Raw genomic sequence first — 16,325 nt, 5'->3', positions numbered from 1 at the left:
TAATGTACTGGATACCGCTCCATACCGATTTGGCTAAATTTACAAGCAAAAGCAACCGGGCGAAACAGCTCGGTTTAATGGAGGCTACGGCTATTTCTTTGGGCGCGATTACGCCTTTAATCGCCGGCTGGATTTTATTCCATTATAATTACGACATTTTATTTTTAATTACGATTATAATATATTTCATTTCTTTAATACCTTTTTCCACTCTGCCAAAAACCACGGAAGTTTTTTCCTGGAGCTACTTCCAGACTTGGAAAGAGTTTTTTTCAAAGCGCCGGAGAAGAGTGGTGCTGGCTTATTTCGGAGACGGAGCGGAGAATGTCGTCGGAGTTATTATCTGGCCCATCTTTATCTGGGAACTTTTGTCCGGAAATTATTTCCAGGTCGGGGCTCTGTCTTCCTTGATTGTGGCGGTAACGGTATTTTTACAGCTTTCTGTCGGGCGGTTTGCCGACAAGGGCAATAAAAATAAAATGTTGAAATATGGCAGTATTTTTTACGCTTTGGGCTGGATTATTAAAATTTTTATCGCTACGGCTTTTCAGATTTTTATCACCTCCACTTACCATAATTTGGCTAAAATTTTTGCCCGCACGCCTTTTGACGTTCTAAATTATGAGAAAGCGGCTGATCAAGGGCATTACGTTGATGAATATACCGTTATCCACGAGATGGCGGTCCAATTCGGAAAAAGTTTTATGTTCGTTTTCATTTTACTCCTTTTGCCCTTTTTTAATGTCCAATGGACTTTTATTTTGGCCGCCATCGCTTCTTTGTCTATGAATTTTTTGGCTGACGAGGAAATGATAAAGAGAGAAAGTATAATTGATTAAATAAGCGTATAATTTTCAATTTTCAATGACCAATTTTCAGTCAATATTTAATTATTAAATATTTAATTTTCAAACGCTATTAGTAGCCTTGAAAATTAAATATTGAAAATTGATTGAAAATTGAAATTTGATAATTGAAAATTAGAAACATTTTTCATTTTGATTTTTGCACTTTACATTTATTGTTATGAGTTTACTAGAAACAATTAAACAACTTTGTAGATTATATAATATCAAGCCTGCCCGGTCGCGCGGGCAGAATTTTTTAATTAAGGAAGAGATATATGAAAAAATTATAAAAGCCGCGGAATTAAAAAAGGACGATGTGGTTTTGGAAGTTGGGCCAGGGTTTGGATTTTTAACTGCTAAGTTGGCAGAGGTTGTAAAAAGGGTGGTAGCAGTAGAATTGGATGACAGGCTAGCAGAAATTTTACAAACCGGTTTGGCAGCGCAAGGAATAAAAAATGTGGAAGTGGTGAATGAGGATATTTTACAAATCCCCCTGACCCCCTTTATCCACCGCAGGAGCGGGGCAGGCAAGGGGGAATATAAGATTGTAGCCAATTTACCATATAATATTACCTCCATCTTTTTAAGAAAATTTTTGTCCGCCGAGAATAAACCGGGGATGATGGTTCTGATGCTGCAAAAAGAAGTGGCGGAAAGGATTGTTGCTTCCCCTCCCAAAATGAGCCTGCTGGCTGTTTCCGTTCAATTTTACGCAGAGCCGGAAATTATAGATATTGCGCCGGCTAACTGCTTCTGGCCCAAGCCGGAAGTGGATAGCGCGATTATTAAGTTGAAAGTCATAAAGTCCATAAAGTCGAAAGTCAATGAAAAGGAATTTTTTCGGATGGTAAAAATCGGGTTTAGCGCCAAACGGAAGATGCTAAAAAATAATTTAGCCGCCGGATATCATATCTCCCAGGCAGAGGCGGAAAAAAAGATAAAAAATACTGGCTTTAACCCTAAAACCAGGGCCCAAGAGCTTTCAGTGGAAGACTGGATAAAATTGTTTGGAGAATTTATTTGATTTGTGTTATAATAATGGTAGAACAAATAATAAACTAAAAATTATCACCGCCTCGACGGGGTCCCGCCTTCAATAATTTAATAAAGAGGCGGGATAATAATGTGGCGGGACAAATTACGAACACAAAAACACAAAAGCACGAAAACACTAAAACATTTGTGTTTTTGTGTTTTAAGGCCGAAGGCCGTGTGTTTTTGTTTGTTTCCGCGTTTATTATTTATTAGTTTATTATGGATGATTTCAATGAATTAGGAGGCGATGAAAATTTAGGCCAGGACCAGAATAGAGGGCAGGGTTTGGGCAAAAATCAAAAAATTGCCGTGGCGGTCTTGGCGGTTTTGGGCGTGGCCGTGATTATTACCTGGATGGCCCAGCTTCAAAAAAACATCAACAGCCCCTTTGCTTATAATCCGGGCGGGATAAGCGAAACCGCCAGCGTTTGCCAGGGTCCGGAATGCCAGGAATCTTTAAAAACAAAAGACACGGACGGGGACGGCTTATCTGATTGGGATGAACTTTATATTTACGGGACTTCCCCCTATTTGGAAGACAGCGACAGCGACGGCCTTTCCGATTGGGAAGAGATTAAGAGGGGTACGGATCCCAATTGCCCGGAAGGCAGGAATTGTTCGGCTTTGGGGAGTATTAGTTCCGGAAGCGGGGAAGAAACTTTTTTGTCGGAATTTGCCCCGGATTGGGATTTGACCGGAGAGGAATTAACCGCTGACCAGGAAAAAATATTGCAGGATATTTTGGCGAGTCAGATTGACGCCCCGACCTTGAGGGAAATGCTTTTGGAATCGGGGATGGATAAGGGTGTATTGGATTTGGTCAGCGACGAAGATTTGATGGCAAGTTATGAGGAAATTTTGGAAAGCCAGTAGGGATGTGGGATTTTCGCTTTGGCAGAATCTCCCGTTAGGGGATTCTGCCAGTGAATAAGCGCTTATGGCGGTTAGAAACAAGATATTCATTCCCGACGAAATATACTTTATCACCTTTACAATTTTAGGTTGGAAGAAGATTTTTACCAGCAATAAATATTGCGATTTGGTTTATCGATGGTTTGACTGCCTAAAGGAGTATGACAACAAGATCCACGGTTATGTAATTATGCCAAACCATATTCATTGTTTATTGTTCATTGCGGAAAAATCTCCTAAACCGCCAACGTTAGTTTTTAACGGCAAAAGGTTTATGGCTTATGGGATAGCAAGGTTGTTAAAGGAAGATAATAATACCGCTTTGCTAAATTATTTTAAAGTTAGGGCTACAAAAAAAGAGGCTAAGCATAAAATATTTGAACCCAGATATGATTCGTTAGTAATCCAAACGGAAAAATTCTTTCTAGAAAAAATTAATTATATTCACGGCAATCCATGCCAAGAGAAGTGGAGATTAGCGGAAAATCCCGAAGATTATATTTATTCCAGCGCTAACAACTATATTACGGGAAAAGGAATATATGATGTAGACGTTATGGAGATTTAACACCTCAGATTAGATATCAGGCAGAATCCCTGCCTGCCGGCAGGCAGGCTCTACGGAGAGATTCTGCCGCGGCGGGAGTGGTCATTGATTAAGTCAATCTGCGCTTTGCGCTTTGGCAGAATCTCCCGATACAGGGGATTCTGCCACGATGGAATTGGATATCCAGCAGAAGTTATCCAGATTGGATATCCGGCAGAATCCTCTGCGGAGAGATTCTGCCGCGGCGGGAAAAGTTATCCAGCTCACAGCGTTCCAAAAACTTTATAAACTTTATAACTTTAAAAACTTTCAACTAATAGAAATTTTAAAATAACTGCCACGATGGAATTGGATATCCGGCAGAATCCTCTGCGGAGAGATTCTGCCGCGGCGGAAAAAATAACAATATGTTTTTCAAAAAAGGGAAAATAAATAAGTATAATAAAAATATTTCCTCTTTCATTGTTGGTTTTCTTATTTTTTTATTTATATTCACTTCTTTTTCTTTTAAAATTAAACCAGCCTACGCTCAGTTTGTGGATCCGGTAGCGGCAGCGCAACGGGAAAAGAGTTTTTGGAGAGATGTAGTATGGAACAATTTACTGATACTTTGGCAAAAAGGCGGTTCAGCCGCTTTCCAGGCGGCGATTCGGAATGCTTTGAATACAATCGCTTATGATACCGCCACCTATTTGGGCTCTGGCGGAAGGGGGCGGAAGCCTTTATTTGTTACGGAAAGTTGGGGTTCTTATTTAGAAAATGTGGCTGACCAGGCCGGGGGAGAGTTTATAGAGCAATTGGGAAGGAAGTGGAATTTTGATTTATGCGAACCGGATTTTGACATAAAAATGAGAATAGGGCTGGGTTTATATCAACAGCAAAGGCCAAGGCCTCCAACCTGCACCTGGAGCGAAATGAAAAATAATTGGGAAGAAGAATTGCGCCGGCCGGATTTTTTGCAGAGATTTCAGGCGGTTTTTAATCCGGCGCAAAGCGACTTGGGAGTGGCCCTTACTTTACAGACAGAAATTATAGCGGACCAGCAGGCCAAGAAGACCAAGGCCCAATCGGAATTGGAGTCAAAAGGAGGTTGGCTGGATTTGAGGAATATTGCCGGCAAAACGGAAACGCCTCCTGGGGAGGGAGAAAAGCAGGCTGATGCCGTGCGCAGCACTTTTTCCAGCAATTTAACCAATTTTACCGGCGATGCCTTGGTTGACGCCGCGAACGTTTTTTTAAACCAGTTGGCGATTACGAAGTTTAATGATTTGATGAAAAAATTAACCAAAGGAACCGGCCCGGCCTCTTCCCCTTATAGCGGAGATTGGGGCGGGCTGGCTGATTATGAAGCCAGCCCTATTTCCGGCGACAACGAATCTTTAAGAAAATTATTGGAGCCAAGTTTTGATACCAGAGCGGATTATGATATTTTAGCGATTTTGTCGTCCTGCAACAAAATGGGCGGATACGCGCCAACAAACGGGTGCGTGATTGACGAGGGGTTCAGGCAGGCCATAGAGGAGAGAAAAACAGTAGGAGAGGCCTTGAGTTTGGGATATCTTAAAGATTGGCCTTTTGGCTTCAGGTCAGTCGGCGTAAGCGCCATTGAGCCGGTGTATAATCAGGGCTATCCTTACCGGTCCATGCTTATTTTAAGAAAATACCGGATTATTCCGGTGGGCTGGGAGCTGGCGGCGGAATATATCCATTCTAATCAGGAAAAATTGAAAAACGCCACTTTGGCGAAAATGGTGGCCTGTTTTGACCCGAACGATTCTTACTTTGGTTTTCATGAAGAATGGTGCGAAGGACTGGTTGACCCGAACTGGGTTTTGAAAGCGCCGCAGAATTTTTGCGCCAAGGAAGGCTACGGGCCGGAAATAGTTTCTGATGAGATAGTTGACGATGGCGAAGGCGGCAAAGAAAGAATGATTATCCGAAACGACAATTATTGCGGGGACGAACAAAGCTGCATCAAGGAAAAGAGCGACGGCTCTTGCGAGGCCTACGGCTATTGCGCAGAGGAACGCCGGACTTGGAATTTTAGCGCCGCCTCCTGCGACCCGAAATATAATACTTGCCAGACTTTCCGGGCCGCTGACGGCAAAACTATTTCTTATCTAGAAAACACTTTGGATTATAGCGGCTGTTCGGCCGGGAGCGCCGGCTGCAAGGGGTACGCCACACCCGCCAATTATGACTTTGGGAGCGCTTCTATAAGCTGGACCGGCGCCAACCCGATTTATTTTAATAAAAATATTGAAACCTGCAGCCGGGAAAACGAAGGCTGCCATGAATTTATCAGAACCAAGGCCGGTTTAGGCACGAACTTGGTTGTAAATTCCGGGTTTGAAAACGATACGGTGGGCGACAAAGCCTCCATTGCTTCTTCGGGCGGCACGGTTAAATTAAACAACTGGCCTTTGTATTTGGGCGGCGGCGGCTCCAATCTGCAGGCCGAGATTGCCAACGGCGCCGAAGGCCGATCAGGAAACATTTTGCGTATCACAATGGGCGGCGGCAACGGCGGTTTATATTCTTATGACCATTCTTCCAGCGCTTATAGCAACGTATCCGTAATTCCCAAGGGCTTTATTATGGAACCGGGGGTGGCTTATACTTTAAGCGCTTATGTTTATTTAAAAAGCGGGACCAGCTTAAAACTGGGCATTGGCAACAACAACACTCAATTCAGAGAAGCTGTTTTAACAAGAACCGGCTCCTGGGAAAGGCTGGCCTTGTCGGTTAATAATGACGGAAATTTAGCGGCCAATGAATTCTATATTTACGGCTATGGCGCGGCTGATTTTTATATTGATAATATCCAGTTTGAAATCGGAACCGGAGCCACGGCTTATAAAGAATACGGGGCGGCTAATGTTATCTATGAAAAATTGGCTCCGGCTTATTTGGAGTGCCAGGCCGCTAATCCGCCGGCCCGTTGCGGAGGATTTGCCAATCTCTGCGGAGCATCCGATGTCGGCTGCGAATTTTATACTTCGGTCACTGACAAAATAAGCATTCCGGCCAAAACCACGGTAACCGATTATTGCCCGGCCGAATGCGACGGTTTTGACAATTATATTCAGGCGGCAACCAATTTTTCCGGAAGCCAGGCCGAATATTTTATCCCCAAATCGGCCCGGACCTGCCCGGCTGCCGCTGCCGGCTGCGATGAATTTACCAATTTAGACGAGGTGACCCGAGGCGGGGAGGGCAGAGAATATTACACTTATTTAAGGCAATGCGTAAAACCCACTGATGCGGGCGCCAATTGCGTTGAATTTTATACTTGGGAGGGAAGCGAGGAAAGCGGCTACCAATTAAAAGTTTTTAATTTGAAAGCGAGTGGAAGCGAGCCGGCTATTACCAGCGATGATACTTCCGAATGCGGCGAGGCGATTTATAATCTGCCGGCAACCGACCTGGGCTATAATTCGGATTGCCGCCAATTCTATAACAAAGCCGGCGGAATTTCCTATCATTCATACACAAAAACAATTTCCTGCAGTGATAATTGCCATCCTTATCGCCGGACAGCCGACTCGGAGATTTATATGGCTATTCCGGGCGAAGGCAAAGCTTGCGCGGCCAGCCAAAACGGCTGCCGCGAGTATAGCGGCAATATGGGGAGCAATATGCGGATTGTTTTAAACAATGATTTTGAAGGAGGCGCTCAGGGATGGTCGGGAAGCATCAGCAGCGAAGCCCTTACTGTCGGCGGCCATTCTTTGGAAACAACCGGCAATTCCACCAGCAAAGTGGTTGGCGCCTCTGTTGGGAAGGGCAAGTCCTACGTATTAAGCTTTATTGCCAAAAAGAAAGGAACAGCCGCGGCTGAATTTAGCTCTATCAGTTTTGTCAAAGACGGTGACAAGCAATCTTTTCCCATTTCCGGAGGAAATTTGGAAAGCGAATGGAAACTCTATAAATTTAATCTGGCCAGCCTTGAGCGCGAAGTTGACGTTGAGGAAAAATTAGAAATTGTGGCTAACAGCAATTTCTATATTGATGACATTAGGTTAACAGAAATCGTAGCCCGCCATTATTTGATAAAAGATTCCTGGGTAACGCCGGCTTCCTGCAACCAGGACATAAATAGCAATCCTTTTCCTTTGTATATGCTGGGTTGCGGCCAATATCAAGACCGGGCGAAAAATACGCATTATCTCCGCAGTTTTAGCCAACTCTGCCAGGAGTCGGCCGTGGGCTGTGAATTAATGATTGATACCCATAATTCCAGCCAGGCCGGAGTTTATACTTCCGCTACTGATCCGGCCGTGTCTGTGCCCGCGGACAGTTTTGCTTACGCGGTTTATGACAAAAATAAGCAATGCAACCGGGCGGATAAGGGCTGCGGCCTTTTCGGTTCGCCTTATAAATACGGAGACGAAGTGGTTTATGGCGATGTTTATCTGAAAAATAATCCGGACAGGTACACAAGAATTTTATGCGACGAAGAAAGCGAGGGCTGCGCCGCCTGGTCTTCGGAAAGCGGCAATTCCTTCTTTAAGGACCCGGGGGACATGGTCTGCGAGTGGCGGCAGGCAACCGGCGAAATCGGCTGGGGCTGGTATCAGAAGAAAGTAAAGAGATGTAACGGCGCGGGGACGGTTTGCTTGTCTGACAAAAACTGCGCTATCGGGCAGACCTGCGTTTTGGAGACGGCTGATACTCTCTGCCTAACCAGCGAATTAAAAACTTTTGGTTACGGCGGAGAAGGCCAGACTATTTATCAGCCGGATAACGGCTGGGTCGGAATCTGCTCCGCGGCGCAGGCCGGCTGTAGCGAATATATTGACCCGATAAGCCGGCCGGCCGCGAGCGCGAATTATAAAAACGACAATCAAGTTAACCTTGAGCTATCCACTCTTTACATATTAAAAGGAATCGGGGCCGAAACCAATTCAATAAACTGTTCCAAGGCAACTTTGCGCGAATTAAAAAGCGATAATAGCCTGGGCAATCCCGTAAATTCAATCAGCGTTTCCGGCACTGATTCAATTATATTTTTCAATGATTCTCTCGGCGGTTCCTCCGGCGGAAATATCTGCGAAAGCGCGGGAGAATTTAACCTTAGGAAAGCCATAGCGGAATATAGGTTAAATCAAGAACTGGACAAAACATCCTGCAACGGCTTGGTTGATTTTGAGAGAGGGTGCGTCTTATTTAATGAGCGCATTCAGGAAGGCGGAAGCGGTTTAGCCGGATTAAAGTTTGACGCGAATTTGACTATTGACGACGGAAACGGAGTGCCGCCGGAAAGCGGGAGCGACAATAACGCCAATGCCCTGATAAAGGTTTCGCCGAACCGGGTTTGCGCCGAGTGGCTGGCTTGCCGCAGTTATGTTAAAGATAAAGATAATAATAATATCTGCTTTGATGTCGGGCTTTGCAACGCTTTTGACGATAGCGGCAATTGCGGCAATTTTATCGCCTCAACCAAAGCGCCGCAGATATTTAAGTCCGGAGATGATCCGGGCATTATCGCTAATTTAACCGGTTATTCCAAATTCGGTTACGATGGCGGGCAATTGGGCAATAATTATTATCCGATAGGCGGAATGGAGCAGGTCGGGGACATAATCAGCCTGTCTAATGGCGGATTTGAAATGTCCGGGGGCAACGGTTATCCGGTCGGCTGGAGCAACACCAGCGGTAGCACCTGGAACGACAGCATGTTCAAAGTGATTACCAACGCGGCCGAAGCCAAAGCCGCTTTGGGATTTTCCCCGCCCGAAGGCAGAAATATTTTAAAGATGAGTTCCGGGAATTCAATTACTAGTGAGGAGATTGATTTTGAAGCAAAAACTTATATTATTAGCGCTTATGTTAATACAATGAATTTATCAGGCGGGAACGTAAGCATAAGCTTGCCTGATGGTACAAGATTAGAGATTTTGCCTGGTAATAGTAGATATTTTACCAAGGAGTTTTCTTTAGGAGCGGCGATAAGGAGGAAAATTACAGTTTCTTCAGGCGCGACTGGCGGGGTGGCTTATTTTGACGACATAAAAATAAAGCCGGTATTGGAAACAAAAGAAGATATTTATTCCAGGCAATCTTGCCGGCTTTACCCAAAAGAAGATTCCCTGTCTTGCGATTATATGGATGGGTCCGGAGTAAGCCAAAAAGGTTTGACCGGCTATTGTCTGGAATATGACCGGGCTCCGGGCTCGCCTGACGCTTGTTTGATGTGGTATCCGGTTGACAAAGTAAGGGGCGAAGGCATTGAGGAAGGCGCGGGTTATCAAGGAAAGTTTCCGCTTTATTATTGCACCGATTTGACGGAGGGGACAAAATTAAAGGTTAAGGTTGTGGCCGATGATAAAGTTTGGATTTATATAGATGGTGATGGCAGTAATGCCGATTGGATTGCACACGGCGTCAAAAATGGCGATCTAGATGAAAAAATAACCAAAAAGGAATATTTGGCTGGCAAGCACGCGGTTGTTTTATATGGTTATAACGGTCCCAAAACAGGTTATGTGGCGGCCAGCATAGAATCCGTTAATTCGGCTTATATGGACCCCGTAGTTACCTCAACTGATGAAAAATATGGTTGGCGTTGTGCCGTTGAACCCGTCGGCTATGACAGGAATCCCAATACGGGCAAAGGCATATTTACGCTTGGGTATGAATATAATGATCAATTAGCCTGGGTGAAGCCGTCTAAGATAGGGGATGTCGCTAGCATTTATGGTGCCGAGGGTATTTGGCCCAGTGATCAATATTTAGAACGTACAACGGTTGTTTGCCGGACGATTATTGACATTAAGCCGGTTTGCGAGAAATTTGTGCAAACGGTTTCTGCGGCCGGAGACAACAAAGTCTTCCAAACCAGATTAAGCGGAGGAGATAGTAATTTCTTCGTTAACACCTTTGCTGGTGTTCCTGGTTACACGGGTGGTAAGGCTTACTATAGTAGCGATGCCCCACCTTTTGGCACAATTGTTTACCCAAATCCAGCGGCCAATCCTTATGAATGGGACACCAGGATGGATGAGGGCATCCAGCCTCTTTATTACAGCGAGAATAAAAAATTACCTAGAATGGGGCAATTACATAATGATAAAGATGCTATTGAAAATAATTATGGAGATACGGGCGAATTAAAAAGGCTTTTTGCCCAAAGTTATGGCGGTTATAAATTAGTTCCGGAGCAAACCTGTCTTGGCGGCGGCGTTTGCTCTAAAAGTCTTACCTCTGATATTGTTTATTCTTGCGCAAGCAATTCGGTAAACTACGCCCAGGACTGTTCTCTGACAGGGTGCGCCAGTGGCGTTAAGTGTTCGCTTAATGCCGAACTGAATATGTATACCTGCAATGGATTACCGAATGGGTTGGCCTGCTGCGTTCCTGAAAGTTCGTGTACAGCAGAGGGCAAATGCGAGAATTCCAATCCCCAAGAAAGAGCTTCTTGTGATATAAGAGGTATTGATACGATAGCGAACTGCAATTCAACCGGAGAATATAAATGCGATTCAACCACGAGTGCAACCCCTGGTTCAGGCGATGATTGCTGCTATGGTGGCGTTTGCAGTAACGTCTGCGCCGAAGGAGTTAATGCGGGAAAAGCTTGTGAATATTCTAATCCGGATTGCCCGATTATGAAATGCAGTAATAATAATTTGACTTGCAGCGGTCCGCAAGATCCAAATTGTTTGAAATCAAAAACCTGCGTAGGTGGAGAAAGAAATATCGGAGCTGATTGTAGCGCCAGTGATACAATTTGTAATGGCATTGATGGAACCTGTTCTGAACGCAGATGCAGTGGGGGGGATAATAATAATGATGTTTGCGATGATCCTGGTGATTGTCCAGGCGGTTCATGCCCTGCCGGCACATGTAGCGGGGGGGCTAACAATAACGGTCCTTGTTATGGCGACGGTGATTGCCCAAGTAATGATGGCGTATGCACAGCAGCTTATTGGCCTTGCGGCATTTCCACTACTTATGGAGCATGTATTACGCCCCAATGTGTCGGAGGGCCCAGAAACGGCATAGCTTGCAATCTTGGTGGCAATAGCCAGGGATGTGTAGACCCCAATGACATTTGCGTAGAGGTTAGGAGAGTACAAGATGCTACTAGCAATAACAATCTAAGGTGCTGCGGTCCTGATACCGGGACCGGAACGTGTAGAGCAGAGACTAGGGATCGATATGTTTGTGTTGGGGGATCAAATGCTGGCGTTGTATGTTCAGAAGAGGAAGTTGGTCGCACGGCTGAAGCGAGTGCTGGCCGATATATTCCGGACAATACTTTTCCTAACTGGAAATCGAGCGATGTTTGCGGGAAGACAATAAGCGGAGAGTATATAAATTGCACTGATCCCATTGTAAGCCATATAAAAGCCAATGGTGCAGAAACAGGCGAGACGACGATTATCAAAAATGGGTTCGCCAATTTAACTTTTAACACGGCTGTAAATCCAAACCAGTTGCCATTGGTCAGATACGAAATTGACTGGGGCGACGGCGGGACTACGGTTGTTTCCGGAGTGGAGATGAATCATCGGCCGGATGAAAAAAATCCGCATTCGGTTTATCACTTGTACAGCTATTGGGATTTAAGGAATAAGGATAAAGATGGTGATGGCATAACCTGCGCGGCAGACGAAGAAGGCAACTACTGCAGTGTAAAACCAAAAATAACAATCAAGGATAATTGGGGCTATGGCGCTAGCGGGACATTTAGCGGGACGGTAAAAGTAACGGAGAAGTAGATCACTGAAATCACTGAAGGTCTAAACCACTGAAGCACACTGATTTTACTGAATTACACTGATGATTCATTTATGAATTATGTTGATAATAGATATTACAAATCAGATATCACCGCGAAAATAATTCAAGGCGCTTATAAGGTGCATAATTTTTTAGGTACAGGATTTCAGGAAGTTATATATCAAAGGGCATTGCAGCTTGAGTTTAATGAGTTGGGTTTGAGGTTTGAAAGGGAAAGGGAGATGCCAATATTCTATAAGGAATTAAAAATTGGCGAGAGAAGAGTTGATTTTTTGGTAGATGGCGATATTATGGTTGAATTAAAGGCTTTATCGAAATTAGAAGATGTCCATATAGCCCAATTAATGAATTATATTGAAGCTTATAAAGTGAAAATTGGTTTACTTATAAATTTTGGAGCAAAAAAGTTAGAGGTAAAAAGGTTTATTAAATAGTATCACTGAAAGTCTGGACCACTAAAACATACTGATTTCACTGAATTGCACTGATGTTTTTATGTAGTTATGTATAATTCAGTATATTCATGTGCTTTCAGTGTTTATTCAGTGGTGCTGACGATTATGGCACAAAAAGGAACAATCAACGATTTGTCAAATAAGAGCCAACTGGACGGTCCGGAAGAGGAAGCTTCGGTGGCCAGGAATTTAAGGCAGGCAAGAAGAGGCGGGATTTCAGAAGAAAACAGCTCTCTTGATAATTTGGTGAGTTTGGCCGGGGGAGTGGGAGGAATGGGAACGGATAACAGAAGAAGGCCGGACGGGTCAGGCAGGGATAATTTAGGCCGGCCGGTTAGGCCCCAAAAGCCGCTACCAGCCAGCCGCCAAAGCCAGAGCGGCGGTTTAGGGTCTGGTCAGACAGAGCCGGGAAGCGGTGGCAGGCAGCCCTCCTTTGCTAAAGCTGCGGAGGGCAAGCCAATGGGCGCGGGCGGCGACTTAGACAGCCGGCTGATGGCCGGGCAATTAAGAGAAGAAAAAAATAAAGAAAGAGAGAGAAGAGAAGAGGAAGGTGAGAAGGGTGAAGAGAGGGAAAGGGGCGGAAGAGATGAGAAAGCTAAAAAAGATAAAGAGGGCGAAGAAGAAAAAGAGGGCAAGGGCTTGAGAGACAGAGTAAAGGAATTAAAAGAAAGGGCGAATTTAAAAAAGAGAGCGCAGAAAAAAATAGAGGAGAAAGTAACAGCGCCGGCTAAACAGGGGACAAATAGTTTATTGCGTAATGCCTGGATCCATTTAATTGATAGTTTTGGCGCAACTTTGCTTTGGATTGATACGCACGTTTTTTTGCACTGGGTTTTGGGAGAAAAATTTTTCTGCAAATTGGGCGAGGAATGGATACCGAAAAAAGTAGAGGCGGCCGGCGGCGAGGCCGGGAAAGCGGCCAGTGAAAAAATCGGGTTGGTGGAAAGCGCGGGATGCTGCCTTTTAAATTTATCGGCCCTGATTATTATTTTATTTCTTATTGCCGTAATCGCCCTTATGTTTGATATAATTGCCCATCCGGTAAAATATATACTTGGCGCGATTTCCGAATCATTCAAGCTATAATTTGTTGTAAGTTTAAATGAAAATTAAATTTTTAAAAAACAAATATTTTTTTTCATTGGCGGCGATACTGATAATATCGGGTAGTTTTTTAATTGGTAAATTCGCTTATGCCGGTTTTGAAGAAGTCGCGATATTTTTAGGCAAAATTATTTCTTTGATTATTGAGGCCCTTGGAGCTTTATTAACCGTTTTAATATCCGGGTTAATTTGGGTAGCCGGGTATAATGATTTTATTACTTCGTCGGCGGTTACTAACGGTTGGGTGATTGTTAGAGACCTGTGCAATATGTTCTTTATTCTGATTCTGCTTGTTATCGCTTTTGCCACGATTTTAAGGCAGGAAAACTACAGCATAAAAAAATTGTTGCCCAAACTCCTAATAATGGCGGTCCTGATAAATTTTTCCAAAACAATCTGCGGAATTTTTATAGATTTTGCCCAGGTGATAATGCTTACTTTTGTTAACAGTTTCAAAGAAATAGGCGGGGGTAATCTGACCGAAATGTTGGGTTTGGACAAGATTATGAGTATAAACGCAGACAAGGCAACGCTTAGAGACGAGAAAATTACGGGTTCGTCTATATTTGGTTCTTACATGCTCGCCTTGCTCTATGTCATCATCTCCATAGTTGTTATTATAACGATAATCGCGGTTTTGGTTATGAGAATGGTAATGCTTTGGATTTATATCGTTCTTTCTCCTTTGGCCTATCTTTTGGCGGCTTTTCCGGCCGGACAGAAATATGCCAGCCAGTGGTGGAGCGAGTTTTCCAAAAATGTTGTAGTCGGGCCGGTACTGGCCTTCTTTATTTGGTTATCATTTGTTTCCGCTTCTACCGGCCTCGTGGATATTCCTTCAAGTTCCTCGGATCCCAGCGTTGCTGCTACCGTTGCCGGCAGCAGGGACAATATAATTAAATTTATAATTTCCATCGGCATGCTTTTGGGCGGACTAATGGTGGCGCAACAGGCGGGGGGAGCGGCCGGAAGCATCGCGGGCAAAGGTCTGGCTAAAGCGCAAGGAGTTTTGACTGGGGCCGCGAAATTAGCCGCCTCTCCCTTGAAAGGAGCTAAGATGGGAATCGGAGCGATAGCGGGCTTTGGCATTAATACGCTGCATCAAGGCACGGGAATTGATTTGAATTTGCCGAGGGCGTGGAAGACTTTGCAAGCGTCCAGAGAGGCTAAAAGAAACAGAATGTATGCCGAGGGAATGGAAAAAGCTGGAATGGCAAGGGCAACAGGAGGCCGAATCCATGGTTTATTGGCTACTACCGGAGATCCGGGGGGCGCTTGGGATCAAATAACCAGGGGCTATAGTTTAAGGCATCCATTTACCATTACCAAAGGGATTAAACAAATGGTAAAAGGGGGAAGGGCGATGGCGGAAGAAAGAGAAAGACTATTGCCTGAAATAGAACAAGCGAAATTTGAAGCTGATTTTTCTCTTATGAATAGGAGTGATAGGGGGCAAAGAGTTAACGAGTTAACTGGGGAAAAAGGTAGTACAGAAAAAAGATTGAATGATTTAACAAGAGAGAGCTATAATTTAGACGAGAGTATAGCTAAAAAGGAAGAGGAAATAAGAAAATCCACCGACACTGATCAAAGAGACGCATTAAGAAATAAACAGGATAGATTAAAGGAGAGAAGGAAAAAAGTAATGGAGGAAATAGATCCTTTGGCAAAAAAACGAGAATCAATAAATTCAAAATTAAAGTTTGCGCAAGCGAATAAGTTTAAGAATTTTTCCGATGATGAGAGAGCCGGACTCAGACAGAATGCGGAAGAAAAACAAAAACAACTTGATAGAAACGTTCCGATTTATTCTTTTGAAGCTAAGGCCGCCGGGGAAAAGGCAGTATCCGTAGAAATGGGCAATATTAAAGAAATTGATGACGCCTCGGAATTGGTTAGGATGTTAAAAGAAGCGATTTCGGGCGGGGAGAAATCAAAAGTAAAGGCGATAATGAGGAAACTAGCGGCTGATGCCAATGACAATGAAGCTTTTGAGGCGCTAGTTCCTGAAGCTGGTTCTGGATATGAGGGTTTGCAGGCTTTAATGAGGGGGCTTAGCGACAAAAACAATAAAGAACTTTATGCCGGTTTTGACGAACAGGAAGCTATGGCCTTGGGCGCTCAAGTAGCCGAAATGAACAAAAAGACCAACCACTGGGAAGCAACCGCGGCTTATGTAATGGAAAATGGCGAATGGAGAGAAGCCACGGTCAAGGAACATGCCGAAATAGCTTCTACCGAGTTTGGAAAGAACGCGCCCAGGGCCAATGCCCGCAGTTTCAACAGGTTGGCTATGGGGAAACATGTCGTTGATCCAAAGACGGGGGAAAAGAGTTACAAATTAGCCGATATCGGTTTAATCGCTTTGCAGTCGTGGGATAATCCAACCAGTATAGACAGGATGCTTGAAGATATGACAGAAAGCACGGCTAAATTTCTTGTACCCTTTCTAGATAAACTTGAGGATCAAAATTTTTTCAAAGCTAAAGGGCCCAAACCTACCCAGTTTATTAAGCGTGATGGTTCACTTTCGGATGGTAAAAATGAAATACCCAACCTTGCCGATATGATAAGAACTAAAGCTAATCAGGCAAAAGTAAACTTTGACCCCCAGTTTGATGAAGTAACCAAAACAAGAGAAGAAGTAAATAAAGAAGATTAAATTTCAGAGCTTAT

8 protein-coding genes are annotated in these 16,325 nt (G+C 44.1%); all 8 read left to right on the top strand.

Annotated features, from left to right (window positions below; all coding sequences use genetic code 11):
• On the top strand, positions 1 to 839 hold an 839-nt coding region (locus PHQ42_01665; GenBank protein ID MDD5071421.1), incomplete at its 5' end, for an MFS transporter.
• Between the two features lie 187 nt (positions 840 to 1,026).
• A complete protein-coding gene (gene rsmA / locus PHQ42_01660) occupies positions 1,027 to 1,872 on the top strand; it encodes a 16S rRNA (adenine(1518)-N(6)/adenine(1519)-N(6))-dimethyltransferase RsmA (protein MDD5071420.1) in 846 nt (281 codons plus the stop codon).
• 230 nt (positions 1,873 to 2,102) lie between these two features.
• Positions 2,103 to 2,756, top strand: coding sequence for a hypothetical protein (locus tag PHQ42_01655; protein ID MDD5071419.1), 654 nt, complete (start codon positions 2,103 to 2,105; stop codon positions 2,754 to 2,756).
• 64 nt (positions 2,757 to 2,820) lie between these two features.
• Entirely contained in the window at positions 2,821 to 3,363 is a 543-nt protein-coding gene (locus tag PHQ42_01650; protein ID MDD5071418.1) for a hypothetical protein, read from the top strand.
• Between the two features lie 386 nt (positions 3,364 to 3,749).
• Positions 3,750 to 12,068, top strand: a complete 8,319-nt coding sequence (locus PHQ42_01645) for a hypothetical protein (protein MDD5071417.1) — start codon at positions 3,750 to 3,752, stop codon at positions 12,066 to 12,068.
• A 72-nt stretch (positions 12,069 to 12,140) separates the two neighbouring features.
• On the top strand, positions 12,141 to 12,524 hold the full coding sequence (locus tag PHQ42_01640; GenBank protein MDD5071416.1) for a GxxExxY protein: 384 nt from the start codon (positions 12,141 to 12,143) through the stop codon (positions 12,522 to 12,524).
• A gap of 126 nt (positions 12,525 to 12,650) precedes the next feature.
• Positions 12,651 to 13,631: a hypothetical protein gene (locus PHQ42_01635; GenBank protein ID MDD5071415.1), complete on the top strand. Its 981-nt coding sequence runs from the start codon at positions 12,651 to 12,653 to the stop codon at positions 13,629 to 13,631.
• Positions 13,632 to 13,647: 16 nt separating this feature from the next.
• Complete coding sequence (locus tag PHQ42_01630) at positions 13,648 to 16,311, top strand: hypothetical protein (GenBank protein MDD5071414.1); 2,664 nt, start codon at positions 13,648 to 13,650, stop codon at positions 16,309 to 16,311.
• The last annotated feature ends 14 nt before the right edge of the window (positions 16,312 to 16,325 follow it).

Source organism: Patescibacteria group bacterium (assembly GCA_028711655.1).
GTDB lineage: Bacteria > Patescibacteriota > Patescibacteriia > Patescibacteriales > JAQTRU01 > JAQTRU01.
Note: the sequence above shows the minus strand (reverse complement) of the source record. Positions and strands in the feature narration are given on the sequence as shown.